Source organism: Streptomyces sp. NPDC006430, from assembly GCF_040612395.1.
Taxonomy (GTDB): domain Bacteria; phylum Actinomycetota; class Actinomycetes; order Streptomycetales; family Streptomycetaceae; genus Streptomyces.
Genome location: NZ_JBEXQA010000006.1, coordinates 208,294 through 235,026 on the forward strand (window position 1 = coordinate 208,294; position 26,733 = coordinate 235,026).

The 26,733-nt window shown below is 72.0% G+C and carries 25 protein-coding genes and 1 riboswitch; of the genes, 20 read left to right on the forward strand and 5 right to left on the reverse strand.

Features of this window, described 5'->3' with window-relative positions; all coding sequences use genetic code 11:
- The first annotated feature begins 96 nt into the window (after positions 1 to 96).
- A complete protein-coding gene (gene trpD, locus ABZZ20_RS12265) occupies positions 97 to 1,188 on the forward strand; it encodes an anthranilate phosphoribosyltransferase (protein WP_356869324.1) in 1,092 nt (363 codons plus the stop codon).
- Positions 1,189 to 1,327: 139 nt separating this feature from the next.
- A riboswitch (SAM riboswitch) is annotated at positions 1,328 to 1,444 on the forward strand.
- A gap of 216 nt (positions 1,445 to 1,660) precedes the next feature.
- The gene (locus ABZZ20_RS12270) at positions 1,661 to 3,103 is read left to right on the forward strand and encodes an aminotransferase class V-fold PLP-dependent enzyme (protein WP_356869325.1); all 1,443 of its coding nucleotides are present in this window, start codon (positions 1,661 to 1,663) and stop codon (positions 3,101 to 3,103) included.
- A gap of 473 nt (positions 3,104 to 3,576) precedes the next feature.
- Here the strand turns inward: ABZZ20_RS12270 and ABZZ20_RS12275 are convergent, their stop codons facing one another.
- Positions 3,577 to 3,858, reverse strand: a complete 282-nt coding sequence (locus tag ABZZ20_RS12275) for an Lrp/AsnC ligand binding domain-containing protein (RefSeq protein ID WP_356869326.1) — start codon at positions 3,856 to 3,858, stop codon at positions 3,577 to 3,579.
- Entirely contained in the window at positions 3,855 to 4,589 is a 735-nt protein-coding gene (locus tag ABZZ20_RS12280) for a rhomboid family intramembrane serine protease (protein WP_356869327.1), read from the reverse strand. Before ABZZ20_RS12280 ends, ABZZ20_RS12275 begins: the two co-directional genes overlap by 4 nt.
- A gap of 115 nt (positions 4,590 to 4,704) precedes the next feature.
- On the opposite strand from ABZZ20_RS12280, the gene ABZZ20_RS12285 reads away from it, so the two are divergent.
- The 7 genes from ABZZ20_RS12285 (at position 4,705) to ABZZ20_RS12315 (ending at position 13,130) form a co-directional block, all read left to right on the forward strand.
- Complete coding sequence (locus ABZZ20_RS12285) at positions 4,705 to 4,944, forward strand: hypothetical protein (RefSeq protein WP_356869328.1); 240 nt, start codon at positions 4,705 to 4,707, stop codon at positions 4,942 to 4,944.
- Positions 4,945 to 4,984: 40 nt separating this feature from the next.
- Entirely contained in the window at positions 4,985 to 6,349 is a 1,365-nt protein-coding gene (locus tag ABZZ20_RS12290) for an NYN domain-containing protein (protein ID WP_356869443.1), read from the forward strand.
- A gap of 253 nt (positions 6,350 to 6,602) precedes the next feature.
- On the forward strand, positions 6,603 to 7,628 hold the full coding sequence (locus ABZZ20_RS12295; protein WP_356869329.1) for an NlpC/P60 family protein: 1,026 nt from the start codon (positions 6,603 to 6,605) through the stop codon (positions 7,626 to 7,628).
- Between the two features lie 231 nt (positions 7,629 to 7,859).
- Positions 7,860 to 8,903, forward strand: a complete 1,044-nt coding sequence (locus ABZZ20_RS12300) for an NlpC/P60 family protein (protein WP_356869330.1) — start codon at positions 7,860 to 7,862, stop codon at positions 8,901 to 8,903.
- A gap of 25 nt (positions 8,904 to 8,928) precedes the next feature.
- Entirely contained in the window at positions 8,929 to 10,071 is a 1,143-nt protein-coding gene (locus tag ABZZ20_RS12305) for a hypothetical protein (RefSeq protein WP_356869331.1), read from the forward strand.
- A gap of 144 nt (positions 10,072 to 10,215) precedes the next feature.
- Entirely contained in the window at positions 10,216 to 11,358 is a 1,143-nt protein-coding gene (locus ABZZ20_RS12310; protein ID WP_356869332.1) for a glycosyltransferase family 4 protein, read from the forward strand.
- Positions 11,359 to 11,513: 155 nt separating this feature from the next.
- Positions 11,514 to 13,130, forward strand: a complete 1,617-nt coding sequence (locus ABZZ20_RS12315; RefSeq protein ID WP_356869333.1) for a GMC oxidoreductase — start codon at positions 11,514 to 11,516, stop codon at positions 13,128 to 13,130.
- 22 nt (positions 13,131 to 13,152) lie between these two features.
- On the opposite strand, the gene ABZZ20_RS12320 is transcribed toward ABZZ20_RS12315, so the two are convergent.
- Positions 13,153 to 14,949 (reverse strand): long-chain fatty acid--CoA ligase, encoded by a 1,797-nt coding sequence (locus tag ABZZ20_RS12320; protein ID WP_356869334.1) that lies wholly within the window; start codon positions 14,947 to 14,949, stop codon positions 13,153 to 13,155.
- 228 nt (positions 14,950 to 15,177) lie between these two features.
- Between ABZZ20_RS12320 and ABZZ20_RS12325 the strand changes: the two genes are divergently transcribed.
- From ABZZ20_RS12325 to ABZZ20_RS12350, 6 genes are all read left to right on the forward strand, one after another.
- Positions 15,178 to 15,960, forward strand: coding sequence for a metallophosphoesterase (locus ABZZ20_RS12325; protein WP_356869335.1), 783 nt, complete (start codon positions 15,178 to 15,180; stop codon positions 15,958 to 15,960).
- A 106-nt stretch (positions 15,961 to 16,066) separates the two neighbouring features.
- Positions 16,067 to 16,516, forward strand: coding sequence for an SRPBCC family protein (locus ABZZ20_RS12330; protein WP_356869336.1), 450 nt, complete (start codon positions 16,067 to 16,069; stop codon positions 16,514 to 16,516).
- A 92-nt stretch (positions 16,517 to 16,608) separates the two neighbouring features.
- The gene (locus tag ABZZ20_RS12335; RefSeq protein WP_356869337.1) at positions 16,609 to 17,826 is read left to right on the forward strand and encodes an ArsA-related P-loop ATPase; all 1,218 of its coding nucleotides are present in this window, start codon (positions 16,609 to 16,611) and stop codon (positions 17,824 to 17,826) included.
- 78 nt (positions 17,827 to 17,904) lie between these two features.
- On the forward strand, positions 17,905 to 18,369 hold the full coding sequence (locus tag ABZZ20_RS12340) for a DUF5304 domain-containing protein (RefSeq protein WP_356869338.1): 465 nt from the start codon (positions 17,905 to 17,907) through the stop codon (positions 18,367 to 18,369).
- 61 nt (positions 18,370 to 18,430) lie between these two features.
- Complete coding sequence (locus ABZZ20_RS12345) at positions 18,431 to 19,372, forward strand: ROK family glucokinase (protein WP_356869339.1); 942 nt, start codon at positions 18,431 to 18,433, stop codon at positions 19,370 to 19,372.
- Positions 19,373 to 19,442: 70 nt separating this feature from the next.
- Complete coding sequence (locus ABZZ20_RS12350) at positions 19,443 to 20,216, forward strand: endonuclease/exonuclease/phosphatase family protein (RefSeq protein ID WP_356869340.1); 774 nt, start codon at positions 19,443 to 19,445, stop codon at positions 20,214 to 20,216.
- Positions 20,217 to 20,282: 66 nt separating this feature from the next.
- Here ABZZ20_RS12350 and ABZZ20_RS12355 read toward each other — a convergent pair whose 3' ends face one another.
- Together ABZZ20_RS12355 and ABZZ20_RS12360 are read right to left on the reverse strand one after the other, a co-directional pair.
- Positions 20,283 to 20,846, reverse strand: a complete 564-nt coding sequence (locus ABZZ20_RS12355; RefSeq protein WP_356869341.1) for a hypothetical protein — start codon at positions 20,844 to 20,846, stop codon at positions 20,283 to 20,285.
- Positions 20,839 to 21,618 carry an alpha/beta fold hydrolase gene (locus ABZZ20_RS12360; protein WP_356869342.1) on the reverse strand — a complete coding sequence of 260 codons (780 nt, stop codon included), beginning with the start codon at positions 21,616 to 21,618 and terminating at the stop codon, positions 20,839 to 20,841. Before ABZZ20_RS12360 ends, ABZZ20_RS12355 begins: the two co-directional genes overlap by 8 nt.
- Before the next feature lie 160 nt (positions 21,619 to 21,778).
- Here ABZZ20_RS12360 and ABZZ20_RS12365 point away from each other — a divergent pair, with 160 nt between their 5' ends.
- The 5 genes from ABZZ20_RS12365 to ABZZ20_RS12385 all read left to right on the forward strand — a co-directional run bounded on the left by ABZZ20_RS12365 (position 21,779) and on the right by ABZZ20_RS12385 (position 26,731).
- Positions 21,779 to 22,504, forward strand: coding sequence for a lysophospholipid acyltransferase family protein (locus ABZZ20_RS12365; protein WP_356869444.1), 726 nt, complete (start codon positions 21,779 to 21,781; stop codon positions 22,502 to 22,504).
- 46 nt (positions 22,505 to 22,550) lie between these two features.
- A complete protein-coding gene (locus tag ABZZ20_RS12370; RefSeq protein WP_356869343.1) occupies positions 22,551 to 23,759 on the forward strand; it encodes a DUF5931 domain-containing protein in 1,209 nt (402 codons plus the stop codon).
- A gap of 23 nt (positions 23,760 to 23,782) precedes the next feature.
- The gene (locus ABZZ20_RS12375; RefSeq protein WP_356869445.1) at positions 23,783 to 24,427 is read left to right on the forward strand and encodes a response regulator transcription factor; all 645 of its coding nucleotides are present in this window, start codon (positions 23,783 to 23,785) and stop codon (positions 24,425 to 24,427) included.
- A gap of 174 nt (positions 24,428 to 24,601) precedes the next feature.
- A complete protein-coding gene (locus ABZZ20_RS12380; RefSeq protein ID WP_356869344.1) occupies positions 24,602 to 25,630 on the forward strand; it encodes a 6-phosphofructokinase in 1,029 nt (342 codons plus the stop codon).
- A gap of 99 nt (positions 25,631 to 25,729) precedes the next feature.
- The gene (locus ABZZ20_RS12385) at positions 25,730 to 26,731 is read left to right on the forward strand and encodes a 2-hydroxyacid dehydrogenase (protein ID WP_356869345.1); all 1,002 of its coding nucleotides are present in this window, start codon (positions 25,730 to 25,732) and stop codon (positions 26,729 to 26,731) included.
- The last annotated feature ends 2 nt before the right edge of the window (positions 26,732 to 26,733 follow it).

Here is a 26,733-nt window from a genome sequence, read left to right on the forward strand (position 1 = left end):
CCGTCCAGCGTCTGGACGGGGCTCTTTGCCGTCCCGGCGGGCTGGATAGGGTGGAGTCCTCAGTGCTGTGCTTGCCGACGGATCCAGGAGCAGACCATGAGCGGTCAGAGTCCGGCTGACGCCGGTGGGGTGCCGGCCATCCCCCAGACTCCGCCCGGGGGTGCCCCCACCTGGCCGGGCGTCCTCGACGCCCTGCTGACCGGCCACGACCTGCGCGCCGACGAGACCGCCTGGGCCATGGACCGGATCATGCGGGGAGAAGCCACCGACGCCCAGATCGCCGGCTTCGCGGTGGCGCTGCGCGCCAAGGGGGAGACGGTCGCGGAGATCAACGGCCTCGTGCGGTCCATGTACGAGCACGCCAACCTGATCGAGGTACCCGGCCGGACGGTGGACATCGTCGGCACCGGCGGCGACGGGGCCAAAACGGTGAACATCTCGACGATGTCATCGGTCGTGGTGGCCGGCACCGGTGCCAAGGTGGTCAAGCACGGCAACCGGGCCGCCTCCTCCGCGAGCGGGTCCTCGGACGTGCTGGAGAAGCTCGGCGTCAACCTGGACCTGACCCCGACGCGGGTGGTGGAGGTCGCCGAGGAAGCCGGGATCACCTTCTGCTTCGCGGTCAAGTTCCACCCGGCGCTGCGGTACGTGGCCGCCGCCCGCAGGGAACTGGGGATCCGGACCACCTTCAACTTCCTCGGCCCGTTGACCAATCCGGCGCGGGTGCGAGCCCAGGCGACCGGTGTGGCCGACGCCCGGGTGGCCCCCATCGTGGCGGGCGTCCTCGCGGAGCGGGGCTCCTCGGCGCTGGTGTTCCGTGGGGACGACGGCCTGGACGAGCTCACCACGACGGCCACGTCCCGGGTCTGGTGGGTCCGTGACGGCCGGGTGGAGGAGCTTCCCTTCGACCCGCGCGACGTCGGCATCCCCCTGGTCGACGTCGCGGAGCTGCGCGGCGCGGACGCCTCGTACAACGCGGACGTCGCCCGACGCCTGCTGGCCGGTGAGACCGGCCCGGTCCGCGACGCGGTGCTACTGAACTCGGCGGCGGCCCTGGTGGCCCTGGACCCGGGCACCGGCTCCCTGGAGGAGCAGCTCCGCGCGGGTATCGCCCGCGCGGCGGAGGCGATCGACTCGGGTGCGGCCAGGGCCGCACTGGACCGGTGGGTGGCGGCGAGCAACGCGTAACGCGGCGGCGGTCGCGGGTCCCGGGGGGCGTGCCGCCCGGGTGCGGCCGGCGGCCCCTGATCGTTTTCGGACAAGGTTCCGGTCCAGCATGCGGACCGGGGCCTTGTGCGTGAGGGATCTTGTGGCAGGATGCTGATCAGGTCACGAGTGACAGCGTTTCGGCCCCGGCTTGCTGTCCGGCAACCCTCCTTCCGTGGCGGGGTGCCCCGGGTGATGACCAGGTCGTAGGCACAAAGGCCTACGGCAAGCGCGGATCCCTCGAAACCAGGGGTCCTGGTCTCTCGAGGAGTTCTTTCCGTGAGCAAGCGAATGCGATAGGGCGAAGCCGCCCCTTCTTCACCCTCCGCACGGCCGCGAGCCGTCCGTGCGTCGAGGCAATCCCCGTACCCCTGCACGCGTGCGTCCGTGCACCTGCACACCCCCGTACGGGTCATCCGAAGCCATTCAGCCTGTCCTGCCGGGAGATGCCGCCATGTCCACGTACCCGAACGCCGTCGTCACCGCCGTCGCGACCGCCCCCGTCGACCCCGCCCGTGCCGAGCCGCTGCCGGTCCTGGGCCGGGACGTCACCGTTCCGCTCGTCACCGGCGGCGAAGTGACCTACGCGGCCCTCGACTACGCGGCCAGCGCCCCGGCCCTGCAGCGGGTCTGGGACGACATCGCCGCGTACGCCCCCTATTACGGCAGCGTGCACCGCGGCGCCGGCTACCTCTCTCAGCTCTCCACCGACCTGTTCGAGCAGAGCCGGGCCACCGTGGCCGAGTTCCTCGACTGTCGTCCCGCAGATCAGGTGATCTTCACCCGGTCCACCACCGACTCCCTGAACCTGCTCGCCGCCGTACTCCCCGCCGACTGCCAGGTGTTCGTCTTCGAGACCGAGCACCACGCCTCGCTGCTGCCGTGGGGCGATGCACAGGTCACGTACCTCGACGCGCCGCGGACCCCGGCCCAGGCCGTCGAGACCCTGGAGCGGGCGCTGGCCGACCGTGCGGCGTCAAATGAAGAGGGCCACGGCCCGGCCCTGGTCTGCGTCACCGGCGCGTCCAACGTCACCGGCGAGCTGTGGCCGGTGAAGGAACTCGCAGCCGCCGCACACGCGCACGGCGCCCGGATCGTCCTGGACGCCGCCCAGTTGGCCCCGCACCACCCCGTCTCCGTGCAGGAACTGGACGTGGACTGGGTGGCCTTCTCGGGCCACAAGCTGTACGCGCCGTTCGGCTCGGGCGTACTGGCCGGCCGCGCGGACTGGCTCCAGCAGGCGGAGCCCTACCTGGCCGGCGGCGGCGCCTCCCGTACCGTCGCCCGCCGCGAGGACGGCGGCGTCGACGTCGAGTGGCACACCACGGCGGCCCGCCACGAGGCCGGTTCGCCGAACGTCATCGGCGTGTACTCGATCGCCTCCGCCTGCCGGGCCCTGAACGAGGCCGGGTTCCCGCACCTCGTCGCCCGCGAGCGGCACCTCATCGCGAAGGTCCGCGAGGGCCTGGCGGAGGTCCCGGCGGTCCGGATCCTCTCCCTCTTCGGGGACGACGCCCCACGGGTCGGCGTCATCTCCTTCGTGGTGGACGGCTGGAACAGCTCGCACTTCGCCGCCGCGCTGTCCGCCGAGTACGGGATCGGGGTCCGCGACGGCCTGTTCTGCGCCCACCCGCTGGTCCGCACCCTGCTGGGCAGCGAGCCGCAGGAGCCGGGCGCCTGCGGTGCGCCCGAGACGGCGCCGGGGGAGCGAAGCGAGGTGGGGGTCCCCCCGGCCGAAGGCTGGGGGAGGTCGCTGAACGCGATCCGCGTCAGCTTCGGCGCGGGCACCCCCGACGAGCACGTCGAGCGGTTCGTCCGCGCGGTGCGGGAACTCGTCGCCGACGGCGCCAAGTGGCAGTACCGCACGGAGGAAGGCCGCTGCGTCCCCGCGGTGTGACAGCGTACGGACCATGACGTACTGGGATCCGACGCCGACCGTCCGGGGCGCCGGGAACGGACCACTGCCCGCTCCGGACGGCAGTACGTGGGTGCCCGACCCGGCCCGGGTCGGCTGGTGGAACACCCGCCCCGACCGGTGGGAGGAGCGCAACTGGCGCAACGTGCCGGGCCCGTTCTACGGTGCGGGGACCGACAGCTGCTGGACGGGCCGGCTGATCGCCCCCGCCAACGTGCTCTACGACGACGAGTGGGGCCAGGAGTTCGTCTACCGCCGGCCCCGCGACGCCGCGGAGACCCTGGCGGTGCTGGGTGCCGCCGCCCAGGACCCGATGGTCGGATGCGCCTGCGACGGCGACCTGCACTGGACCTGGGAGCTGGTCCGGGACTGGTGGCGCGACCGGGGCCGGGTCCGCGAGTGGGCCGTGGCGCTCGACCGCACATGGTCGGTGTCCGAACGGGCCGGCCTGGGCGCTACGCGTCGAGGCCGATCGCGAAGGCTGCTTCCAGGTCGTGCTGGGAGTAGGTGCGGAACGCCACGTGGGTGTCCGTCGCCTCCACGCCCGGGATCTTGCTGATGCGGCCCGGGATGATGTCCGCCAGGTTCTCGTGGCGGGTCACGCGCACCAGGGCGATCAGGTCGTACGTCCCCGTGACGGAGTAGACCTCACTGACGTTCTCCAGCGCGGCGATGGACTCGGCGATCTCGGGGATGCGGTCCACGCTGGTCTTGATGAGCACGATCGCGGTGATCACGGTTGGCTGTCTCCCTCGGTGGCCGTCGCTGGTCGCCTCACTCTAGTCGTACGCCGATAGCGCACCCACGCGTAGACGAAGCCGAGCGAGAAGCCCACCAGGTGGGCCAGGTAGGCGACCCCCGGGCCGCTTCCGGCGCGGTGCGCCGCGACCCACTGGAGGGCGAACCAGAACAGCAGCACGATCCAGGCGGGTAACCGCAGCGGCAGGAAGAAAAGGAACGGGAACAGGCTGGTCACCCGCGCGCGCGGGAAGAGGCACAGGAAGGCTCCCAGCACCGCCGAGATCGCGCCCGACGCGCCGACGAGCGTCTGGTCCGAGGAGGCGTTGGCCGCCGCGTACGCCGCCAGGGCGAGGTAACCCGTACAGACGTAGAAGGACAGGAATTCCGGTCGGCCCATCCGCTCCTGCGTCATCACCCCGAAGACGTAGAGGAAGAGCATGTTGCCGAGCAGGTGGAGCCAGCTGCCGTGCACGAACAGGGCGGTGAGCGGGGTCAGCAGCGCCCGCCCGGACCCCGTGAGGAGTTCGTCCGGCACGACGCCCCAGCGTCGGAAGTACGCGGTCCCCGTCTCCAGCAGGCGGTCGCCCGTCCCGTACGACGGATTCAGCCCCGAGGTCGGGCCGAGCAGGAACACCACGCAGCAGCCCGCGATCAGCGCGTGGACGACCAACGGGCCCCGAGCGGCCTCCCTGAGGGCCTGCCACCTTACGATCATGCGATCGAGCATGACCCAAGCGGGCCCACCCGGGACACCGGCAGGCCGTAGGGTTACGTGCTGCGGTCCGCCGATTGACGCGGACGGCGGCTTTAATTGAATCAGCTACGAAGGAGAGAGCGGCCTGATGACGGTTCCCCTGCCGACCGACACCACTCGGTGGCGCTGCACGCTGTGCGGCAACCTCACGCGCTTCGACGTCACCCGTTCGTCGAAGGTCGTGGAGTACGTCCACCTGGATCTTGCCGGGGAGCCCAAGGTCGAGGAGCGGCAGGTGGTCAGTGAGACCATCGAGTCGGTCCGCTGCCGCTGGTGCAACGCGGTGGACCAGATCGAGCTCGTGGACAGGCCGGGCGCGGACTCCTGACGGAGCCGTGCCCACAGGTAGATCACGGTAGGGGTGACGGATTGTGGAGCCAGCAAGCGGCGCTGAGCCGGCCGACGCGGCCGGCGACGCCGCCGAGGTGCTCGACCGCCCGCTGCCGGAAGGCGTGCGGCGCCGGGTCGTCGCGCTCGTCTCGGACGCCTTCGGCGGACTGACGGTCGCGGACCTCCCGGCGCAGCTGCGCCAGTACGCCCGCTTCACCCCGACGCGGCGCGCCAAGTTCGCGGGCAACGCCATGGCCGCGGCCGTGGAGAGCGACGCCGTCTTCCGGGGCCGTGTCGCCGAGAAGCTGCGCGAGGCCCAAGCGGAACTGGCCGGTGCGCTGGAGACCGGTGCGCCGCCGGCCGCCGCGGACCCGTTGGACGTGGCCGCAGCCGCGTACGTGCTGCGGCCGGTCGGCTGGGTGAAGCTGGTGGCCGCCGCCGGCGAGGAGGCGCAGCGTGCCGACGCCGAGCGGGTCGACGAGGAGACCCGGCGCGAACTGGATCGGCTCCGCGAGGAACTGGCCCAGGCACGTGACCTGCAGCGCCTCGGCGGCGAGCAGGTGCGGACCGAGTTGGATGCGGCGCGCAAGGAAGCGGAATCGCTTCAGCGCAAGCTGCGCAGTGCTTTGAGCGATGTGAAGCGCGGCGAGGCGGCCCTGCGGAAGGTCACCGCCGAGATCGACGGGGTCCGCGGCGAGGCGGCCGCGCAGGTGGCCGCCGCCGAGAGCGAGACCCGGCGGCTCAAGTCCCGTCTGGCGGAGGTCGAGGCGGCCCTGGAGACCTCCCGGCGGGCCACGCGCGAGGGCCGCAGCATCGAGGACATGCGGCTGCGCCTGCTGCTGGACACCGTCCTCGACGCGGCCCAGGGGCTGCGTCGCGAGTTGGCGCTGCCGCCGGTGTCGACGCGACCGGCCGACACCGTGGACGCGGTGGAGCCGGGCCGGATGACCCCCAAGGACATCGCTGCGCGCGCCCTGTCGGAGACCGATCCGGCGCTGCTGGACCAGCTGTTGGCGCTGCCTCAGGCCCATCTGGTGGTCGACGGCTACAACGTGACCAAGACCGGGTACCCGACGATGCCGCTGGAGAAGCAGCGGCTGCGGCTGCTGGGCGGGCTGTCGATGCTGGCCGCGCAGACCGGGGCGGAGATGACCTGCGTCTTCGACGGTGCGGAACTGGCGGCCCCGGTGCTGCTCGCCCCGCCGCGCGGGGTGCGGGTGCTGTTCTCCAAGCCCGGTGTGACGGCCGACGAGCTGATCCGCCAGCTGGTCCGTGCGGAACCGCCCGGCCGGCCGGTGGTCGTGGTCTCCACGGACCGCGAGGTGGCCGACGGGGTGGCGAAGGCTGGTGCCCGCCCCGTTGCGTCCGCATTGTTGCTAAAGCGGCTTTCGCGTGTTTCGTAACTCCTCGACGTAATGCCCGATTTGGCATGGGCGATAGGGAACGTACCGTCAAGTGCCCTGCACGGAGCGTGGGCTGTAGGTAAAGAACCTGGTCGGGGAGCGAGTTTTTTCCCGGCAGGATTTGAACTGATCACAGAGAGGTCACTAGGGTCACCTCAAACCTTCGTGCGGTAGATCACTCATTCGGGGTGACAGCGAAGGTGTCGCCGAGTTGCGTTCTTTCGGCGGCTAGAGGAAGAAGGAGCTCGCCTTCGTGGCGTCCCACCGTCGACCCAAGCAGCCGACCCGCACTCGCGTGACCGTGCTCACCGCCACGGCCGCCGCGGCCGTCGCCCTCTCCGCACACGGCGCCTCCGCCGCTCCGGCCCAGCCGAGCAAGGACGAGGTCAAGGCCAAGGTCGACACCCTCTACGAAGAGGCGGAACAGGCCACCGAGAAGTTCAACGGGGCCAAGCAGCGCCAGGAAACGCTGGAGAAGGAGATAGGCCAGCTCCAGGACGCGGTCGCCCGCGGCCAGGACGAGCTCAACCAGCTGCGCACCACGCTGGGTTCGATGGCGAGCGCCCAGTACCGCACCGGCGGCATGGACCAGTCCGTCGCCCTCTTCCTCTCGGGTGACCCGGAGACCTACCTCGACAAGGCCTCCACCCTGGAGCAGTTGAGCGGCAAGCAGGTTGAAGCGGTCCAGAAGATCCAGGCCAAGCAGCGCGCGCTCGCGCAGCAGCGCCAGGAAGCCGCCGGCAAGCTCGCGGACCTCGACGCCACCCGCAAGGAGCTCGGCGAGAAGAAGAAGGCCTCGCAGGACAAGCTCGCCGAGGCCCAGGCCCTCCTCAACACGCTGACCGCGCAGGAGCGCGCGGCCCTCAAGGACGAGGACACCCGCGCCAGCCGCAGCGCGAGCGACCGCGCCGACCTCGGCGCCGTCAAGGCTTCGGGTCGCGCCGGCGCCGCCCTGGAGGCCGCCAAGACCAAGCTGGGCAGCGCGTACGTCTCCGGTGCCACGGGCCCGAGCGCGTTCGACTGCTCGGGGCTGACCCAGTGGGCCTACAAGCAGGCCGGCGTCAGCATCTCGCGCACCACCTTCACCCAGATCAACGACGGCACCCGCATCGGCCAGAGCCAGCTCCAGCCGGGCGACCTGGTGTTCTTCTACTCGGACCTGCACCACGTCGGCCTGTACGCGGGCAACGGCATGGTGCTGCACGCCTCCAACCCGCGCGGCGGCGTCAAGTACGAGGCCATGGGGAACATGCCGTTCCAGTTCGGTGTCCGCGTCTGACGCCTCCCGGATGCGCCGCACACCGCCCATCCGGGCGAATTGTGCGGCCCCGCTGTGACCGCACGCCCCGCCGATGACCTGCGTCTGAGGCGGGGCGTCACCGTGTGTACCCTCCGACGGTCGTTGGCCGGTGCGTGCTCGCGCGGCTACTGTCTGCCAGCGCGGAACCCGGCACACGGCCGTCCACGGTGGGCGGACCCGGTCCCGCGCAGCGGAAGGGAGCGGTTCCACGTGGCGTCCCATCGCCGGACCGGGCTCGGCGGTCCCGACCGGAACATCAAGGTCACCGTCCTCGCCGTCGCCGCGGCCACCGCCGTGGCAGCCCTGACGGGCGCCTCCGCGAGTGCGGCCCCGACCCTGACGCAGGAGCCGCCCGCCGGCTCCCGCGCCCAGGTCGACCGGCTCTTCGAGGAGGCCGAACTGGCCACCGAGCGTTACAACAGGGCGGGCGAGCGGGCCGACAAGCTCCGCGCCGAGGTCGACCGGGCCCAAGACGCACTGGCCCGCGGACAGGACCGCATCAACACCATGCGCGGCCTCCTCGGCGCCTTCGCCGGAGCCCAGTACCGCTCCGGTGGCATCGACCCCGCCGTCGAGCTGATGCTCTCGGAGGACCCGGACGAGTACCTCGACAAGGCGTCCACGCTCGACCGGTTGACCGGCAGCCAGGCCCGTCGGCTCGACGAACTCCGCAAGGAACAGCGTCGACTGGCCCGTCATCGCCACGAGGCCTCGCAGAAGCTCGCCGAACTCGACGCCGTACGCGCCGACGTGGCCCGCCAGAAGCGTGCGGTCACGGCGAAGCTCGCCGCGGCCCGGCGGATCCTGAACGCCATGCCCTCGCAGGAGCGGGCCGACTACGAGCGGGCCTCGCGCTCCGGCGGCCGACCCGAAGGGCTGCCCGCCCCCTCCTCGCTCGGCTCTTCCTCGGCCCGCGCCGCGACCGCCGTGATGGCGGCCCGGGCCGCTGTGGGCCGTCCGTACGTCTGGGGCTCCACGGGACCGGCCGGGTTCGACTGCTCCGGGCTGATGGTGTGGTCCTACCGACAGGCGGGCGTCTCCCTGCCGCGCACCTCGCAGGCCCAGCGGTACGCGGGCCGGCAGGTACCGCTCTCGCAGGCGCGGCCGGGCGATCTGGTCACGTACCGCTCGGACGCCAGCCACGTCGGCATGTACGTCGGCAACGGCCAGGTGGTGCACGCCCCGTACCCGGGGGCGCGGGTGCGCTACGACCCGGTCGGGATGATGCCGGTGTCCTCGGTGACCCGCCCCTGACGCAGACCGTGCGTACGATCGTCGGATGTCCCCGGTCCGCCCGCTCCGCCCGCTCCTCCTGCGCGTCCTGCCGCTCCTGCTGAGCGCGCTGCTCGCGGGGTGTGCGGCGCCCGCGGCACAGGACGGCGGCGAGCAGGACGTCCGGCGGGCCGTCGCCGCGTGGTCCCGCACGCCGCCCGCGCAGCTCGCCGACGTGCCGCTGGAGGACTGGACGTACGAGGTCTCCTCGGTCCGGCGCAGCGGCGCGGCGGCCACCGTCCGGGCGGAACTGCGCTACCGGCTCACCGGCTACGACGGGGCCCCGGCCGGCTCCGCCCGCGAGGTCCGGCTGAGCCGGGACGGCGGACGGTGGCGGGTCACCGGGGACCGGGCCGCGCCGGGTGCGCCGCCCCAGCTGTGGGACCAGGGTCCGGTGACGGTCGTCCGCGGGGCCCACTGCCTGGTGCTGGGCGTCGGACAGACCTCCCGGACGCTGTCCGCGGTCGCGGAGGAGGCCGACCGGGCGGTGCCCGCCGCGAGCGCCGCCCGCCCGGGACCGTGGGCGGGCCGGGTGGTGGTCGTGGTCCCCGCCTCCCTGGAGCGGATGGCGGAACTGCTGGGCCGGCCGGCCGCCGCGTACCGGGGCATGGGCGCCGTCACCACCGGTCGGGCGGGCGCCGCGCCGGCCCCCGCCGACCGGGTCGTCGTCAACCCGCAGGGATGGGCCGAGCTCAGCGCGGCGGGCCGCGGCATCGTCCTGACCCACGAGGTCACCCATGTGGCCACCCGCGCCGTGACCACCGACCGCACCCCGCTGTGGCTCTCGGAGGGCTTCGCGGACTGGGCTGCCTACCGCGGCGGAGCCACCACCCGGCAACAGGCCGCGCCGACGCTGGGCCGGGCGGTCCGCCGTGGTGAGCTGCCGGGCGGGCTGCCCGCGGACGGGGACTTCGCCTTCGGCGGCGACCAGGAGGCGCTGGCCCGCTCCTACGAGGGTGCCTGGCTGGCCTGCCGGCTGATCGCGCAGCAGTGGGGCGACGCCGCCCTGGTGCGGCTCTACGAGCACGCGGGACGCGATCCGCTCCCCGTCGCCCTGCGGGACGTCCTGGGGGTGGACGAGCCCGCCCTGACGCGGGCGTGGCAGGACTCCCTGCGCGCCGACCTGGGCGGGCCCGCGCCGGCGCCGTAGCGGCGGGACGGTGTGCGGGATGGCGTGCTGGATGGCGTGCGGGAGGGCGTGCGGCGCCGGCGCGCCGGTCGCCGTAGCTGCTGGCCCAGGGAGCGGGGCACGGGGCTCCGGGCCGGCGGACGGGTCCGGTACTGTCGGCAGGCGATGCACAAGACGCTGATCGTGACCAATGACTTCCCGCCGCGACCGGGCGGCATCCAGGCCTTCCTGCACAACATGGCACTGCGGCTGGATCCCGACCGGATCGTCGTCTACGCCTCCACCTGGAAGAACAGCGCGGAGGGCCGCGAGGCCACCGCGGCCTTCGATGCCGAGCAGCCGTTCCCGGTGGTGCGCGACCGTACGACGATGCTGCTGCCGACCCCGCGGGTGACCCGCCGGGCGGTCGGGCTGCTGCGCGAACACGGCTGCGAGTCGGTGTGGTTCGGGGCGGCGGCCCCGCTGGGGCTGATGGGTCCGGCGCTGCGCGGGGCCGGGGCGAAGCGGATCGTGGCGACCACCCACGGGCACGAGGCGGGCTGGGCGCAGCTGCCGGCCGCGCGGCAGCTGCTGCGCCGGATAGGCGAGGGCACCGACACGCTGACCTACCTCGGGGAGTACACGCGCTCGCGGATCGCCTCGGCGCTGACGGACCAGGCGGCGGCGCGGATGGTGCAACTCCCGCCGGGGGTGGACGAGAAGACCTTCCACCCGGAGTCGGGCGGCGAGGAGATCCGGGCCCGGCTGGGGCTGTCGGACCGGCCGGTGGTCGTGTGCGTCTCTCGGTTGGTTCCCCGCAAGGGGCAGGACACCCTGATCGAGGCCATGCCGAAGGTCCTGGCCACGGTCCCGGACGCGGTGCTGCTGGTCGTGGGCGGGGGTCCGTACGAGGCGGACCTGCGGGAGCTGGCCGTCTCCACGGGCGTCGCGGACTCGGTGGTCTTCACGGGAGCGGTCCCGTGGGCCGAGCTGCCCGCCCATTACGGCGCCGGCGACGTCTTCGCGATGCCGTGCCGGACCCGGCGCGGCGGGTTGGACGTGGAGGGCCTCGGCATCGTCTACCTGGAGGCCTCGGCGACGGGCCTGCCGGTGGTCGCGGGCGACTCGGGCGGGGCCCCGGACGCGGTACTGGAGGGCGAGACGGGCTGGGTGGTCCGGGGCGGCGTGCCCGAGGACGCGGCGGACCGCGTGATCGCCCTGCTCCAGGACCCGGAACTGCGCCGCCGCATGGGCGAGCGGGGCCGTGCATGGGTCGAGGAGAAGTGGCGCTGGGACCTGCTGGCCGACCGCCTGCGCGAGCTGCTCTGAGGGTCACCGGCGGTCGGCCCGGCGGGCGTCCCGCGGGGCCGGCGAGGGGCGAATCCCGGGGGAGCGGGGTGATCGTCCGCCATGCCTGACTGTTCCTCAGATGTCTGTCAATACCGCTTCTGGGTGGACGGCCAGATTCCGCCCATGATGCGGCCATGACACCTCAACTGACGCGCCGTCACTTCCTGGGCATCGGCGCCCTCCAGACCGCCGCGGCCCTCGGCTTCACCCGTATCGGGCTGCAGTCGGCGGCAGCCGCCGAACCCCCCGCCGCGCAGTACGCCCCCGCCATCGTGGTGGGCTCCGGCTACGGCTCGGCCGTCGCCGCCCTCCGGCTCGGGCAGGCCGGCGTACGGACCGTCGTCCTCGAAATGGGACGGCTGTGGAACACCCCCGGTCCGGACGGGAAGGTCTTCCCCTCCACCTCCGCCCCCGACCAGCGCTCCATGTGGTTCCGCACCCGCACCGAGGCCCCGCTCGCCCAGTTCCTCTGGCTCGACGTGGTCAACCGGGACATCAGCCCCTACCCCGGGGTCCTCGACCGCGTGAACTACGGCGACATGTCCGTGTACGTGGGGCGCGGTGTCGGCGGCGGATCCCTCGTCAACGGCGGCATGGCACCGACCCCGCGCAAGTCCTACTTCCGCGAGGTGCTGCCCCGCGTCGACGCCGACGAGATGTACGGCACCTACTACCCCCGTGCCCGCGCCGTGCTCGGGGTGGGCGACATCGACCCGGCGTGGTTCGAGTCCACGGAGTGGTACCGCTTCGCCCGGATCTCCCGCAAGCACGCGCAGAACACCGGCCTGAAGACCGTCTTCGTGCCCAACGTCTACGACTTCGACCACATGAAGCGCGAGGCCGCCGGCACCGCCACCCGCTCCGCCCTCGCCGGCGAGGTCATCTACGGCAACAACCACGGCAAGAAGAGCGTCGACAAGACCTACCTCGCGGCCGCGATCGGCACCGGCAACGTCACCATCGAGACCCTGCAGCGCGTGGTCGGCGTACGCCAGGACCCGGCGGGCGGCTACGTCCTCACCGTGCGCACCAGCGACCTCACCGGACGGGTGACGCAGGTCCGCGAACTCGGCTGCAAGCAGCTGTTCCTGGGGGCGGGGAGCCTCGGCACCACCGAGATCCTGCTCAGGGCCAGGGAAACCGGGACCCTGCCCGCGCTCAGCGAGGAGGTCGGGCTCGGCTGGGGCCACAACGGCAACGTCATGACCGCCCGGGCCAACCACCTCTGGGACACCGTCGGCGCCAACCAGTCCACCATGCCCGCCCTCGGCATCGACGACTGGGACAACGCAGCGAACCCGGTCTTCGCCGAGATCGCCCCGCTGCCGATGGGCTTCGAGCACTGGATCTCGATGTACCTGGCGATCACCAAGAATCCCGAACGCGGGCACTTCACGTACGACGCGGCCACCGACTCGGCGCGGCTCAACTGGCGCCGCGACCAGAACACCCCGTCGGTCAATGCCGCGAAGAACCTCTTCGACCGGATCAACTGCAAGAACTTCACGATGTACCGGTACGACCTGTTCGGCGGCAACAGGGCCTTCGCCGACAACTTCACGTACCACCCGCTGGGCGGCTGCGTCCTCGGCGACGCGACCGACGACTTCGGCCGCGCCAAGGGCTACCGGGGGCTGTACGTCGTCGACGGCTCCCTGATCCCCGGATCGCTCGGAGTGAACCCGTTCGTGACCATCACCGCGCTCGCCGAGCGGAACATGGCGCGAATCCTCGCCGAGGACCCGCACTAGCCCCGCCCGGCCCAGCGGTCGGTCAGCCGCGGTAGAGCGCCTCGATCTCGTCCGCGAAGTCCTTCGCCACCACATTGCGCTTCAGCTTCAGCGAAGGCGTGATGTGACCCGACTCCTCCGTGAACTGGGAGGGCAGAATGCGGAATTTCCGCACCGATTCCGCCTTGGAAACCGCCGCGTTGCCGTCGTCCACGGCCTTCTGGACGGCGGCGATGAGGTCCGGGTCCTCGCGCAGCTCCGCCACCGTGACCCCGGCAGGCTTGCCGTGCTCCGCCGCCCAGCGGCCGAGGAACTCCTCGTCGATGGTGACCAGCGCGGCCACGAACGGCCTCGCGTCGCCGACCACCATGCACTCCGCGACCAGCGCGTGCGCCCGGATGCGGTCCTCGATCACCGCGGGTGCGACGTTCTTGCCGCCCGCCGTGATGATGAGTTCCTTCTTGCGCCCGGTGATCGCGAGGTAGCCGTCCTCGTCGAGGGTGCCGACGTCACCGGTGTGGAACCAGCCGTCGGTGAGCGCCTCGGCGGTCGCCGTCTCGTTCTTCCAGTACCCGGTGAAGACCTGCTCGCCGTGCAGCAGCACCTCGCCGTCGTCGGCGATCCGCACCACGGAGCCCGGCAGCGGTTGACCGACCGTACCGATCTTGGGCCGGTCCCACGGGTTGAACGCCGTCGCCGCGCACGACTCCGTCAGGCCGTAGCCCTCCAGCACCGTGAACCCGATGCCGCGGAAGAAGTGGCCGAGGCGCTCGCCCAGCGGGGCGCCGCCGGAGATCGCGTACTCGCCGCGCCCGCCGAGGACCGTGTGCAGCTTGCTGTAGACCAGCTTCGAGAACAGCTTGTGCTTGAGCTTCAGACCGAAGGACGGGCCGCGCGGGGCGTCCAGCGCGCGGCTGTACGCGATCGCCGTCTCGGCCGCCGCGTCGAAGATCTTGCCCTTGCCCTCCGCCTGGGCCTTGGCGCGGGCCGAGTTGTAGACCTTCTCGAAGACGCGCGGCACGCCGAGGATCAGCGTGGGCCGGAAGGACTGCAGCTCGTCGGTGAGGTTCTTGATGTCCGGTACGCAGCCCAGCCGGATCGGCGCCAGTACGGCCGCCACCTCCACCAGGCGGCCGAAGACGTGCGCGGCCGGAAGGAAGAGCAGGACGGAGCACTCGCCGGTGCGGAAGAGCGGGCTCAGGCGCTCCACCACGTTGCCGCACTCGGCGAAGAAGTTGCGGTGGGTCAGCACGCAGCCCTTGGGGCGGCCGGTGGTGCCCGAGGTGTAGACGATGGTGGCCGGGTCGTCGGCGTTGGCCAGCGAGCTGCGCTCGTCCACCTCGGCGTCGGTGACAGCCGCGCCGGACGCCTTCAGCGTCTCCAGCGCGCCCTGCTCGATCTCCCAGACCTCGCGCAGCTCCGGCAGCCGGTCGCGCAGCGAGGCCACGGCCGCGTTGTGCGCAGGGCTCTCGACGACGACGGCCGTCGCGCCGGAGTCACCGAGGATCCACTGGATCTGCTCGGGGGAGCTGGTCTCGTACACGGGGACGGTGACCGCGCCCGCGCTCCAGATCGCGAAGTCGATGAGCACCCACTCGTAGCGGGTGCGGGAGATCAGCGCGACGCGGTCGCCTGGCTTGATGCCGGCCGCGATCAGACCCTTGGCGGCGGCGCGCACCTCGGCGAGGAACTCGGTTGCCGTCACGTCCTGCCACTGGCCGTCGACCTTGCGGCCCATGACGGCGGTGTCTGGATGCTGAGCGGCATTGCGGCGGATGAGATCCGTCAGGTTCCCGTCCGACGGGACCTCGTACAGGGCCGGAAGGCTGAACTCGCGCAAGACTGCTGCTCCTCTGGGCGCCATCGCCACCATGTGGACGACCGGACGTTACCCACCGGTAGTGGGTTCCCGATAGAGGGAACCGGCCAGATGTTCCATGCGTCACATGACGCGGCACTGCCTTGCCGACAGTAGTCGACCCCGTTGACCACTCGGAAGTAACCGCAGGTAGGGCCGCCTGCGCCGGCCCCTCTACCCGCAACCCCCGAGCCCCCCTAGGGTGGCGGCATGGGTGGCAGGAAGAGCAGTACGCGCGTCCACGTCGTCAGCGACGTCCACGGCAACGCCGAGGCGCTCGCCCGGGCCGGGGAGGGGGCCGACGCCCTGATCTGCCTCGGCGACCTGGTGCTCTTCCTCGATTACGCCGACCACTCCCGCGGCATCTTCCCCGACCTCTTCGGCGTCGAGAGCGCCGACCGGATCGTGGAACTGCGCACCGCGCGCCGCTTCGAGGAGGCCCGCGACTTCGGCCGGCGGCTGTGGGCCGGGCTGGACCGGGAGCAGCTGATCGAGGGAGCGGTGCGCCGCCAGTACGCCGAGATGTTCGCGGCGTTCCCGCACCCCACGTACGCCACCTACGGCAATGTCGACATCCCCGGTCTGTGGCAGGAGTACGCCCACTGCGGAACCACCGTCCTCGACGGGCAGCGGGTCGAGATCGGCGGTCGCGTCTTCGGCTTCGTCGGCGGCGGGCTGCCCTCCCCGATGCGCACCCCGTACGAGGTGGACGAGGAGGAGTACGCCGCCAAGGTCGAGGCGCTCGGCGAGGTGGACGTGCTCTGCTCGCACATTCCACCGGAGGTGCCGGAGCTCTGCTACGACACGGTCGCGCGCCGGTTCGAACGGGGGAGCCACGCGCTGCTCGCGGCCATCCGGCGGACCCGCCCGCGGTACGCCCTGTTCGGGCACGTGCACCAGCCGCTGGCCCGGCGGATGCGCATCGGGAACACGGAGTGCGTGAACGTCGGACACTTCGCCGCCACCGGAAGGCCATGGGCCCTGGAGTGGTGACCTCCACACGCACGGTAGCCTGCACGCGGCGGTCACAGGCCGCACACATCCTCGAAACTCCCCCAGCTACCGCGGGGAGGTACCCCAGCCCGGAGGAGCGACCGCGATGGCGGAACACACCAGCTCGAGCATCACGATCGAGGCGGCGCCGGCCGACGTCATGGCCGTGATCGCCGACTTCGCCCGCTATCCCGAGTGGACCGGTGAGGTGAAGGAGGCCGAGGTGCTGGCCACCGACGCCGAAGGCCGCGCTTCGCTGGTCAGGCTCCTGCTCGACGCGGGCGCGATCAAGGACGACCACACCCTCGCCTACACCTGGAACGGCACGGACGAGGTGAGCTGGACCCTCGACAAGTCACAGATGCTGCGCCAGCTCGACGGCTCGTACCGGCTCGCCCCGCTGGACGGCGGCACCCGCACCGAGGTCACCTACCAGCTGACCGTGGACGTCAAGATCCCCATGCTCGGCATGATCAAGCGCAAGGCCGAGAAGGTCATCATCGACCGGGCCCTCGCCGGCCTGAAGAAGCGCGTCGAATCGACCGAGTCGGCCTGACCGCGTCCGGCCCCGCCCGCGCGGGGCCTTCGCCGGCGCGGGGCCGGGGGCGCAGCCCGGTTCCGCTCGCGCACCCGAGGAGCACCCGCACCATGCACACCCTGCTCGTCACCGGTCCCGGCGGGGCCGGGCGAACCACCGTGGCCGCGGCCACCGCAATCGCCGCGGCGCGGGCCGGGCACCGGGTGCTCGTGCTCTCCGGCGACCCCGGGAACCCCCTGGCCGCGCTGGTCGGGGAGGCCACGGGGGAGAGCGCCGAGGTCGCGCCGGGACTGACCGCCGCACCCGCCGGCGAGGTCCTGGTGGCCCGCGTGGACTCCGGCGAGGAGTTCCGCGAGGAGCTCGTCGCCCTCCAGGAGCGCGGGTCTGCACTGCTCGGCATGGTCGGAGCCCGGCCGATGGGCGCCGAGGAGCTCACCGAACTGCCCGGAGCCGAGCAGTTCGCCCTGCTGCGCGCCCTGCGGCGGGCCGCCGCCGCCCCCGGCATCGACCTCGTCGTCGTCGACATGCCCCCGCTCCACCAGACCCTGGCCACCCTCGCGCTCCCCGCCCAGTTGCGCCGCTATCTGGCCCGGCTGCTTCCGGCCGAGCGGCAGGCGGCCCGCGCCCTGCGCCCCGTACTGGCCCAGCTGGCAGGCGTGCCCATGCCCGCGCAGTGGCTGTACGAGGCCGCCGCGCGCTGGGACGAGGAGCTGGCCGCCGTCCAGGCCGTCGTAGAGGCCGACACCACCTCGCTGCGGCTGGTCGCCGAGCCGGGACCGGGGGCCGACGCGGCGCTGCGGACCGGCCTGCTCGGCATCGCCCTCCAGCAGCTTCCGGTCGAAGCGGTCGTCGCCAACCGGATGCTGCCCCAGGGCTCGCCCGACCCCTGGCTCGCCGGTCTCGTCGCCCAGCAGGAGAAGTACCTCGCACAGTGGGCCGGGAAGACGCCCCTGCTTCCGCTGGGCCACCTCGGGAGGGACCCCCGGGGCCCGGAGGAGCTGGGGCAGCTCCCGGGGGCCGAGAAGCTCGTTCCGAGGGCGGTGGGGACGTCGGCCGCCCCCGCGGCCCGTCGGGCCTGGACCGTCGAAGACCGGCGCGCCGAGGACGGGGTACTCGTCTGGGTGGTACCGCTGCCCGGCGCGCACAAGCGGGACCTCGACCTGGTCCGGCGCGGCGACGAGCTGCTGTTCGCGGCCGGCCCGTACCGAAGGATCGTTTCGTTGCCCTCGGCGCTGCGCCGTTGCACCGTCTCCGGTGCCGCCCTCGTCGACGGCGAGCTTCGCGTCCGGTTCACGCCGGACCCGGGACTGTGGCCCCGTAGGCCCTGAAACGTGGTACCCCCGTTCGGGTAACGTCGAAGGTAGTACGCACCGCACGCCCAGCAGCCGCCCGCAGGAGAGTCCGCCATGAGCGAGGCCACCGATCGTCCGACCGAAGACGCCTGGGCCAAGGCCTGCGCCGAAGACCTCGCCGCAGAGCGGGAACGCCGCCGGGCCGGGCAGCCGGGCGGCGGTACCGGTACCGCCGCCGAGGAACTGTTCAAGCTGTTCGGGGCCGTCGCCGACAAGGTGTCCGAGCTGAACAACCCACTCTTCGGCGTCGCCGCCCAGGGAGCGGTGCGCCAGTTCGTCAACCAGGCGAAAGCCGCCGCCAAGCCCGTCGTCGAGCGCAATCCCGAGGTGTTCGACCACCTCGCCGCCGCCGGCTCGGAGCTGCTCGCCGCCTACCGCTCGGCGGTGGAGGGCCACGAGCGGCGCTGGACCCGCGACGAGCCCGCGCCCGGCGGGGGTGCGGACCGGCCGTCGGGGGACGCCCGCGACCCCCGGCACGAGGACGGGAGCGGCCCGACGCAGCGGATCGATCTCGACTAAGACCCCGCTGCCCTCGGGTACCGTTGGCCGTGGCGGGGTTTGACCGGAAACCGAGGGACTAATGGGACTCACCATCGGCGTCGACATCGGCGGCACGAAGATCGCGGCCGGTGTGGTCGACGAAGAGGGCACGATCCTTGAGACGTACAAGGTGCCCACCCCGCCGACCGCGGACGGAGTGACGGACGCGATCTGCGCCGCAGTGTCCGAAGTCAGCAGCAACCACACCATCGAGGCCGTCGGCATCGGCGCCGCGGGATACGTGGACGACAAGCGTGCCACCGTACTCTTCGCGCCCAACATCAACTGGCGGCACGAGCCGCTCAAGGACAAGGTCGAGCAGCGCATCGGGCTGCCGGTCGTCGTCGAGAACGACGCGAACTGTGCGGCCTGGGGCGAGTACCGCTTCGGCGCCGGCCAGGGCCACGAGGACGTCATCTGCATCACGCTCGGCACGGGCCTGGGCGGTGGCATCATCATCGGCAACAAGCTGCGGCGTGGCCGCTTCGGCGTGGCCGCCGAGTTCGGGCACATCCGGGTGGTCCCGGACGGCCTGCTGTGCGGGTGCGGCAGCCAGGGCTGCTGGGAGCAGTACGCCTCCGGCCGCGCGCTCGTCCGGTACGCGAAGCAGCGTGCCAACGCCACTCCCGAGAACGCGGCGATCCTGCTCTCCCTCGGCGACGGCACCCCCGACGGCATCGAGGGCAAGCACATCAGCGAGGCCGCACGGGCCGGTGACCTGGTGGCCATCGACTCCTTCCGGGAGCTGGCCCGCTGGGCCGGTGCGGGCCTGGCGGACCTGGCATCGCTGTTCGACCCGTCGGCGTTCATCGTCGGCGGTGGGGTCTCGGACGAGGGCGACCTCGTCCTCGACCCGATCCGCAAGTCCTTCAAGCGCTGGCTGATCGGCGGCGCGTGGCGTCCGCACGCGCAGGTGCTGGCTGCTCAGCTGGGTGGCAAGGCCGGCCTGGTCGGCGCGGCGGACCTGGCCCGGCAGGGCTGACGACGTCGTTCACCGGACTGCCCGCCGCGCCCTCTGGGGCGCGGCGGGCAGTCTGGCTATGTTGCCGGGTATGGACGTGACTGCGATGCCCCCGCTGCCTTCGCCGCCGGACAGCGTGACGGAACCCGACGGGTCCGCCGTGATCCGGGTCCTCAGCTACAACATCCGCTCGCTACGGGACGACGAGGAGGCATTGGCGCGGGTGATCCGCGCCTGCGCTCCCGACCTGGTCTTCGTCCAGGAGGCCCCGCGGTTCTTCCGCTGGCGCAAGCACGCGGCGCGGCTGGCCGCCAAGTGCGACCTGGTGGTCCTGTCGGGCGGCGCGACCGCCGCGGGCCCGTTGCTCCTGTGTTCCCTGCGCGCCTTCGTGGAGCGGACGCAGGACGTACTGCTCCCGCTGACCCCGGGCCTGCACCGGCGCGGCTTCGCCACGGCGGTGGTCCGCTTCGGCTCGGTGCGGGTGGCGGTGCTGAGCGCGCACCTGTCGCTGGACGCGGCGGAACGTCGTACCCAGGCGGAACTGCTGCTGTCCCGGATCGGGTCCGCAGACGCCCCGTACGCGATCGCGGCGGGCGACATCAACGAGACGCCTTCGGGCCCGGCCTTCCGTCGCCTGTCCACCGCCCTCCAGGACTGTTGGACGGTGTCCCCCTGGGGCGGCGAACACACCTTCGTCCGGTCCGGCCCGCCGAGGCGGATCGACGCGATCTTCGCGACGCCCGGTGTGGAGGTCCTGACCTGCGGCGTTCCGGTCGGTCTGGAGGGGATCACGGAGTCGGATCTGTCCGCGGCGACGGACCACCTACCGGTGCTCGCCGCCCTGCGCCTCCCGGCACATCCGTAGCGCGCCTCCGTAGCGGGGAGCCGGCGCGGCCGGTTCCCCGCAGGGCGTCGGTCCTGCGGGGAACGGTCAGACCACGGCGCCGCGACCCGGGTCGTCGTCCTCGTCGTCGCCCTGGGACATCCGCGCCACCAGCGTGGCGAAGCCGCCGAGGAAGCCCCCGATGCCCAGCGTCGTGAGCCACCAGGTCATGTCCCACTGGAGTAGTACGGCCACCAGCAGCAGCACCGGCCCGCCCACCACCGCCAGCCACGCGAACTTCGCCGTCGTGTCCGCAGGCGGTAGCTCCGGCTCCGGAGGGACGAAGTGGCCCTCGTCCTTCTCGTCGGGCTCCGCCGGCGTGTGGTCCCGGGGACCGGTTCCGGCCCCCGGCCCCACGCCCGGGGCGAACACCACCGAGCTGCCCAACGCGGGGGCCGCGGGAGGCTCTTCGTCCGAGGGCGCCGCAGGCGTCTGCGGTGCCGTCGTCGGCTTCACGTCCTCTTCCGGCAGCATCAGGTTCTCGATCGGTCTGAAGGGTCGCGCTCCCGGCGGGTCAGGCGGCTCCTGCCCGTACCCGGCGACGATCGCCGCCCATGCCGCCTCCTCGTCCAGCGGGGGGACGCCCCCCGAGGACTCCTCGTGCTCAGCCACCGCTGGCCGCCCCTTCCCTGCCGACGCTCTTCGCGAGCCGCCCGACGAACGCATAGCTGTCCGCGAAGATCCGCTCCGCGTCATGGTCCAACGTCGCGACGTGGTAGCTCTGTTCCAGCAGGGTCTCGGTCACGTCCGTCGACGAGATCCGCGCGAGGATCCGCGCCGAGTCCGCCGGCGGCACGACGTGGTCCTGCGGGCTGTGCAGCAGCAGCACCGGCTGCGTCACCTGCGGCAGCTCGGCGTCCACCAGCTGGAAGAACTTCCGCAGCGAGTGCGCGGCCCGGGTCGGGACGCGGTCGTACCCGACCTCCTGGGCGCCCGGCTTCGCGATGTCGTTCGCGATGCCCGGGACCGACCGGAGGAAGTGCTTGGCCACCGGGAGGGCGAGGGCCAGCGGGTCGTGCACCTTGTTGGCCGGGTTGACGAGCACGATGCCGCTGATGGCGTCCCCGTGCTTCGCCGCCAGTCGCAGGGTCAGCGCCCCGCCCATCGACAGGCCGAAGACGAACACCTGCGTGCACCGGTCCAACAGGTCCCGCAGCGCCCGGTCCACCTCCGCGTACCAGTCCTGCCAGCCCGTGAGCTGCATGTCCTCCCAGCGCGTCCCGTGTCCGGGGAGCAGCGGCAGCGACACCGTCAGGCCCTGTCCGGCGAGGTAGTCGGCCCACGGGCGCAGCGACTGCGGGGTAGCGGTGAAGCCGTGGCAGAGGAGGACACCGACGTCCCCGCCCTCGTGGCGGAACGGCTCAGCTCCAGGGAGGACGGGCACCAGGGTCTCCTTAGGTGGGGTGGGGGTGCGTAGCGCTGTGTGACTTCACCGTACGCGACCGGGGTGACACCGACCAGGGTCGTCTGCCGCTGCGGCCCGAGCCAGGGGATAAGGTCTGTTCGACAGACACAGGAAGGCTTTCGAGTTGATCTACGGCGCAATGAAGTTCTCCATCGGGGGTTCCCTGAAGCTCGCCTTCAGGCCGTGGGTGGAGGGCCTCGAGAACATTCCCGCCGAAGGGCCGGCGATCCTCGCGAGCAACCACCTGTCCTTCTCGGACTCCTTCTTCCTGCCGGCCGTGCTGGACCGGAAGGTCACCTTCATCGCGAAGGCGGAGTACTTCACCTCCCCGGGCGTCAAGGGGAAGCTGACGGCCGCCTTCTTCAAGGGCGTCGGCCAGCTCCCGGTGGACCGCTCCGGCGCGCGGGGTGCGGGCGAGGCCGCGATCAAGAGCGGCATCGAGGTCATCGAGCGCGGGGAGCTGTTCGGTATCTACCCCGAGGGAACGCGTTCACCCGACGGCCGGCTCTACCGGGGCAAGCCCGGTGGCCTGGCCCGCGTCGCCCTGGCCACCGGAGCGCCCGTGATCCCCGTCGCGATGATCGACACGGAGAAGATCCAGCCGCCCGGCAAGGTCGTCCCGAAGCTGATGCGCCCGGGCATCCGGATCGGCAAGCCGCTGGACTTCAGCCGCTACCAGGGCATGGACAGCGACCGCTTCATCCTCCGCTCGGTGACCGACGAGGTCATGTACGAGATCATGAAGCTGTCCGGCCAGGAGTACGTCGACATCTATGCGACGGCCGCCAAGCGCCAGATCGCCGACGCCGAGAAGGCGGAGAAGGCGGCCAAGGCAGCTGCCGACAAGGCCGACAAGGCCGACTAGAGCGCGGAGCGGACCCGGGCGGCAGCGCCCGCAAGGGGTGGGGGAGATGGCGAAGCGCGAGCGCGTCGTACGCATGTCGGTCGAGCAGCCGTTGTGGCGGGCCCTGACCGCCTACCGGCTGATCACCATGGTGTACGCCGTGCTGCTGTTCGCCTCGGCGTACCGGCACTTCGACCACCCCTGGGTGGCCGTCGGGTACCTCGTCGTCCTCGCCGGTTGGACCCTGGCCACGTACGGCAAGGTGGCCAACGCCGCCCGCTGCACCAAGCGGTTCCTCGTCGCCGACCTCACCGTCGCCCTCGTCGGCATCCTGCTGACCCCGCTCGCGGACACGCAGGCGCGGATCGCCGCCGGCGGGCCCACGCTCCCCTCCATCTGGACGGCGGGATCCGTCCTCGCCTTCGCGATCAAGGGCGGCTGGCGCTGGGCCTGCGTCGCGTCGAGCTTCGTCGCCGCCGCCAACCTCGTGCAGCGGGGCGAGCCCACCCGCGACACCCTGCACAACGTCCTGCTGGTCTGGGTCGCGTCCATCGCCATCGGGTACGTCGTCGAGGTCGCCCGGGCCAGTGAGGCCACCCTCGCCCGCGCGCTGGAGATCGAGGCCGCCACCCGCGAGCGCGAGCGCCTCGCCCGGGACATCCACGACGGGGTCCTCCAGGTCCTCGCCATGGTCCAGCGGCGCGGCACCGAGCTGGGCGGCGAGGCCGCGGAGCTCGGCCGGATGGCCGGGGAGCAGGAGGTGGCGCTGCGCACCCTGGTCTCCAGCGGGCTGGTGCCCACCTCCCGGATCTCCCGCGACGAGTCGCTCGGCGCGCTGGTGGACACGTACGACGTGGAGGAGCCCGGCGCCGACCAGGGTGAGCTGGACCTGCGGACCCTGCTCGCCCCGCACGCCGGTTCCCGGGTCAGCTTCGCCGAGCCGGGAACGCCGGTGCTGCTCCCGGTGCCCGCGGCGAAGGAGCTGGCCGCCGCCGTCGGCGCCGCCCTCGACAACGTGCGCAAACACGCCGGGGACGGGGCCAGAGCCTGGATCCTGGTCGAGGACTGGGGCGACGAGGTGATCGTGACGGTCCGCGACGACGGCCCCGGCATCCCGGCCGGCCGGCTGGACCAGGCGGAGGGAGAGGGCCGGATGGGCGTGGCCCTGTCCATCCGCGGGCGGCTGCGCGATCTCGGCGGCACCGCCGAGCTGGTGTCCGTCCCCGGGCAGGGCACCGAAGTGGAACTGAAAGTACCGAGGGGGAGAACCCAGTGACCGAGCTGAGCGAGATCAAGGTGATGGTCGTCGACGACCATCCGATGTGGCGGGACGCCGTCGCCCGAGACCTGGCCGCCGCGGGCTTCGACGTGGTCGCCACCGCAGGCGACGGCTCCGAGGCGGTCCGCCGGGCCCGCGCCACCGCCCCCCACGTCCTGGTCCTCGACCTCAACCTGCCGGGCATGCCGGGGGTGCAGGTGTGCAAGGAGCTCGTCGGCGCCAACCCCGCCCTGCGCGTCCTGGTCCTGTCCGCCAGCGGGGAGCACGCCGACGTCCTGGAGGCGGTGAAGTCCGGCGCGACCGGCTACCTGCTGAAATCCGCGGGCGCCCAGGAACTGATCGACGCGGTCCGCCGCACGGCGGCCGGAGACCCGGTGTTCACCCCGGGCCTGGCCGGGCTGGTGCTCGGCGAGTACCGGCGCCTGGCCACCGACCCGTCGCCCGCCACCTCCGACGAGCCGAAGGCTCCGCAGCTGACCGACCGGGAGACCGAGGTGCTGCGGTTGGTGGCCAAGGGACTCTCGTACAAGCAGATCGCGGAGCGACTCGTCATCTCCCACCGCACGGTGCAGAACCACGTCCAGAACACCCTGGGCAAGCTCCAGTTGCACAACCGGGTCGAGCTCGTCCGGTACGCGATCGAGCGGGGCCTCGACGACGCGTAGCCCGCGCGAGCGGTGCCGTACGTCGTACTTACCTCCTCGTACGAGTGAACGGCGGTACTCAACGCCCCGTAATTCCACCGGAATTGCCCCTTCCAGCGCCCTCGATGTGACCTGGGTCACCACTAGCGTGACCGTCGTGCGGGCTCTGTGGCCCCTGTGGCGAAGGGAAATTCCATGAAGGTCGGAGTGCTGACGGGCGGCGGCGACTGCCCCGGGCTCAACGCGGTGATCCGGGGCGTCGTCCGCAAGGGCGTGCAGGAGTACGACTGCGGGTTCGTCGGGTTCAAGGACGGCTGGCGCGGAGCGGTCGAGGGGGACACCCTCCCCCTCGACATCTCCGCAGTCCGCGGCATCCTGCCGCGCGGCGGAACCATCCTCGGCTCCTCGCGCACCAACCCGTTCAAGCTGGAGAACGGCGTCCGGCGGATCAAGGAGAACCTCGCCAAGTACGAGGTCGACGCCCTCGTCGCGATCGGCGGCGAGGACACCCTCGGCGTGGCCGCCGAGTTGTACGGGGAGTACGGCATCCCGTGCGTCGGCGTCCCCAAGACCATCGACAACGACCTGTCGGCCACGGACTACACGTTCGGCTTCGACACGGCCGTGGGCATCGCCACGGAGGCCATCGACCGGCTGCACACCACGGCCGAGTCGCACATGCGGGTGCTCGTCGTCGAGGTGATGGGCCGGCATGCCGGATGGATCGCCCTGCACTCGGGGCTGGCGGGCGGCGCCAACGTCATCCTCATCCCCGAGCAGCGCTTCGACCTGGACCAGGTGTGCGCATGGGTGACCTCCCGGTTCAAGGCCAGTTACGCGCCGATCGTCGTGGTCGCCGAGGGCGCGATGCCCAAGGACGGGGAGATGGTGCTGAAGGACGCCACCACGGACTCGTTCGGCCACGTCCGACTGTCGGGGGTGGGGGAGTGGCTGGCCAAGGAGATCGAGGCGCGCACGGGCAAGGAGGCCCGCACCACGGTGCTGGGACACATCCAGCGCGGGGGCACGCCGAGCGCGTTCGACCGATGGCTGGCGACGCGGTTCGGACTGCACGCCATCGAAGCGGTGCACGACGGCGACTTCGGGAAGATGGTCGCGCTGAAGGGCACGGACATCGTGCGGGTGCCGATCGCCGACGCCACGTCGAAGCTGAAGACCGTGGACCCGGCGCTCTACCGGGAGGTCGGGGTCTTCTTCGGCTGAGCCTGCCCGGTCGGGGCAGGTGCGCGGACCGTGGGCCGTCCCGGTCGTAAGGTGGCAACGGCCCATGGTCCGATTCTTTTGCGCAGCGCGGGAGCGAACGTGGAAATCCTGGCATTCGGCGTGCAGGACGACGAGAAGCCGCTCATGGAGAGGGCGTTCGCCGTCGCGGGGGACCACGAGGTCCGCTGCCTGGGCGTCTTCCTGACCGAGGACACCGCTCCCATCGCGGCCGGGTACGAGATCGTCTCGTCCAGCGTGAACGCGGACCTCAGCGGACGGGTGTTGCGGACCCTGGCCGCGGGCGGGACCCGGATGATCGCCCAGAGGTCCACCGGCTTCAACAACATCGACCTGGCCGTCGCACGGCAGCTCGGCCTGACGGTGAGCCGGGTGTCGTACTACTCCCCGTACGCGGTGGCCGAGTTCGCCTGGACCCTGGCGCTGGCCGTGAACCGGCGGATCGTCCGGGCATCGAACCGGACGCGGGACTTCGACTTCCGGCTGAACGGGCTGATGGGCCGGGACATGCGGGGCCGCACGGTGGGCGTGCTCGGCACCGGCAAGATCGGGGAGGCGTTCACCCGGATCGCGCACGGCTTCGGCATGAACCTGCTGGGCTGGGACGTGGCGCGCAACCCCGCCTGCGTGGAGCTGGGCATGAAGTACGTGGACAAGGACGAGCTGCTCACGTCCGCGGACCTGGTCAGCCTGCACGTCCCGCTGCTGGAGTCCACGCACCACATCATCGACGCGGCGGCGCTGCGGATGATGAAGGACGAGGCGATCCTGGTGAACACCAGCCGGGGCGGGTTGATCGACACGGATGCGCTGGTGTCGGAGCTGCGGGCCGGGCGCTTCACGGGGGTGGGCCTGGACGTGTACGAGGCGGAGGCCGGGCTCTTCTTCCTGGACAAGTCCCTGGAAGCCGTGGGGGACGACACCCTGGCGCGCCTGATCACGTTCCCGAACGTGGTGGTCACCTCGCACCAGGCCTACTACACGCATGACGCCGTGGGACAGATCGTCGACACGACGGTCCAGAACGTGGCGGACTACCTGGCCGGCCGCCGCTCGGAGAACACCCTGTCCCCCGCCCCCTAGTC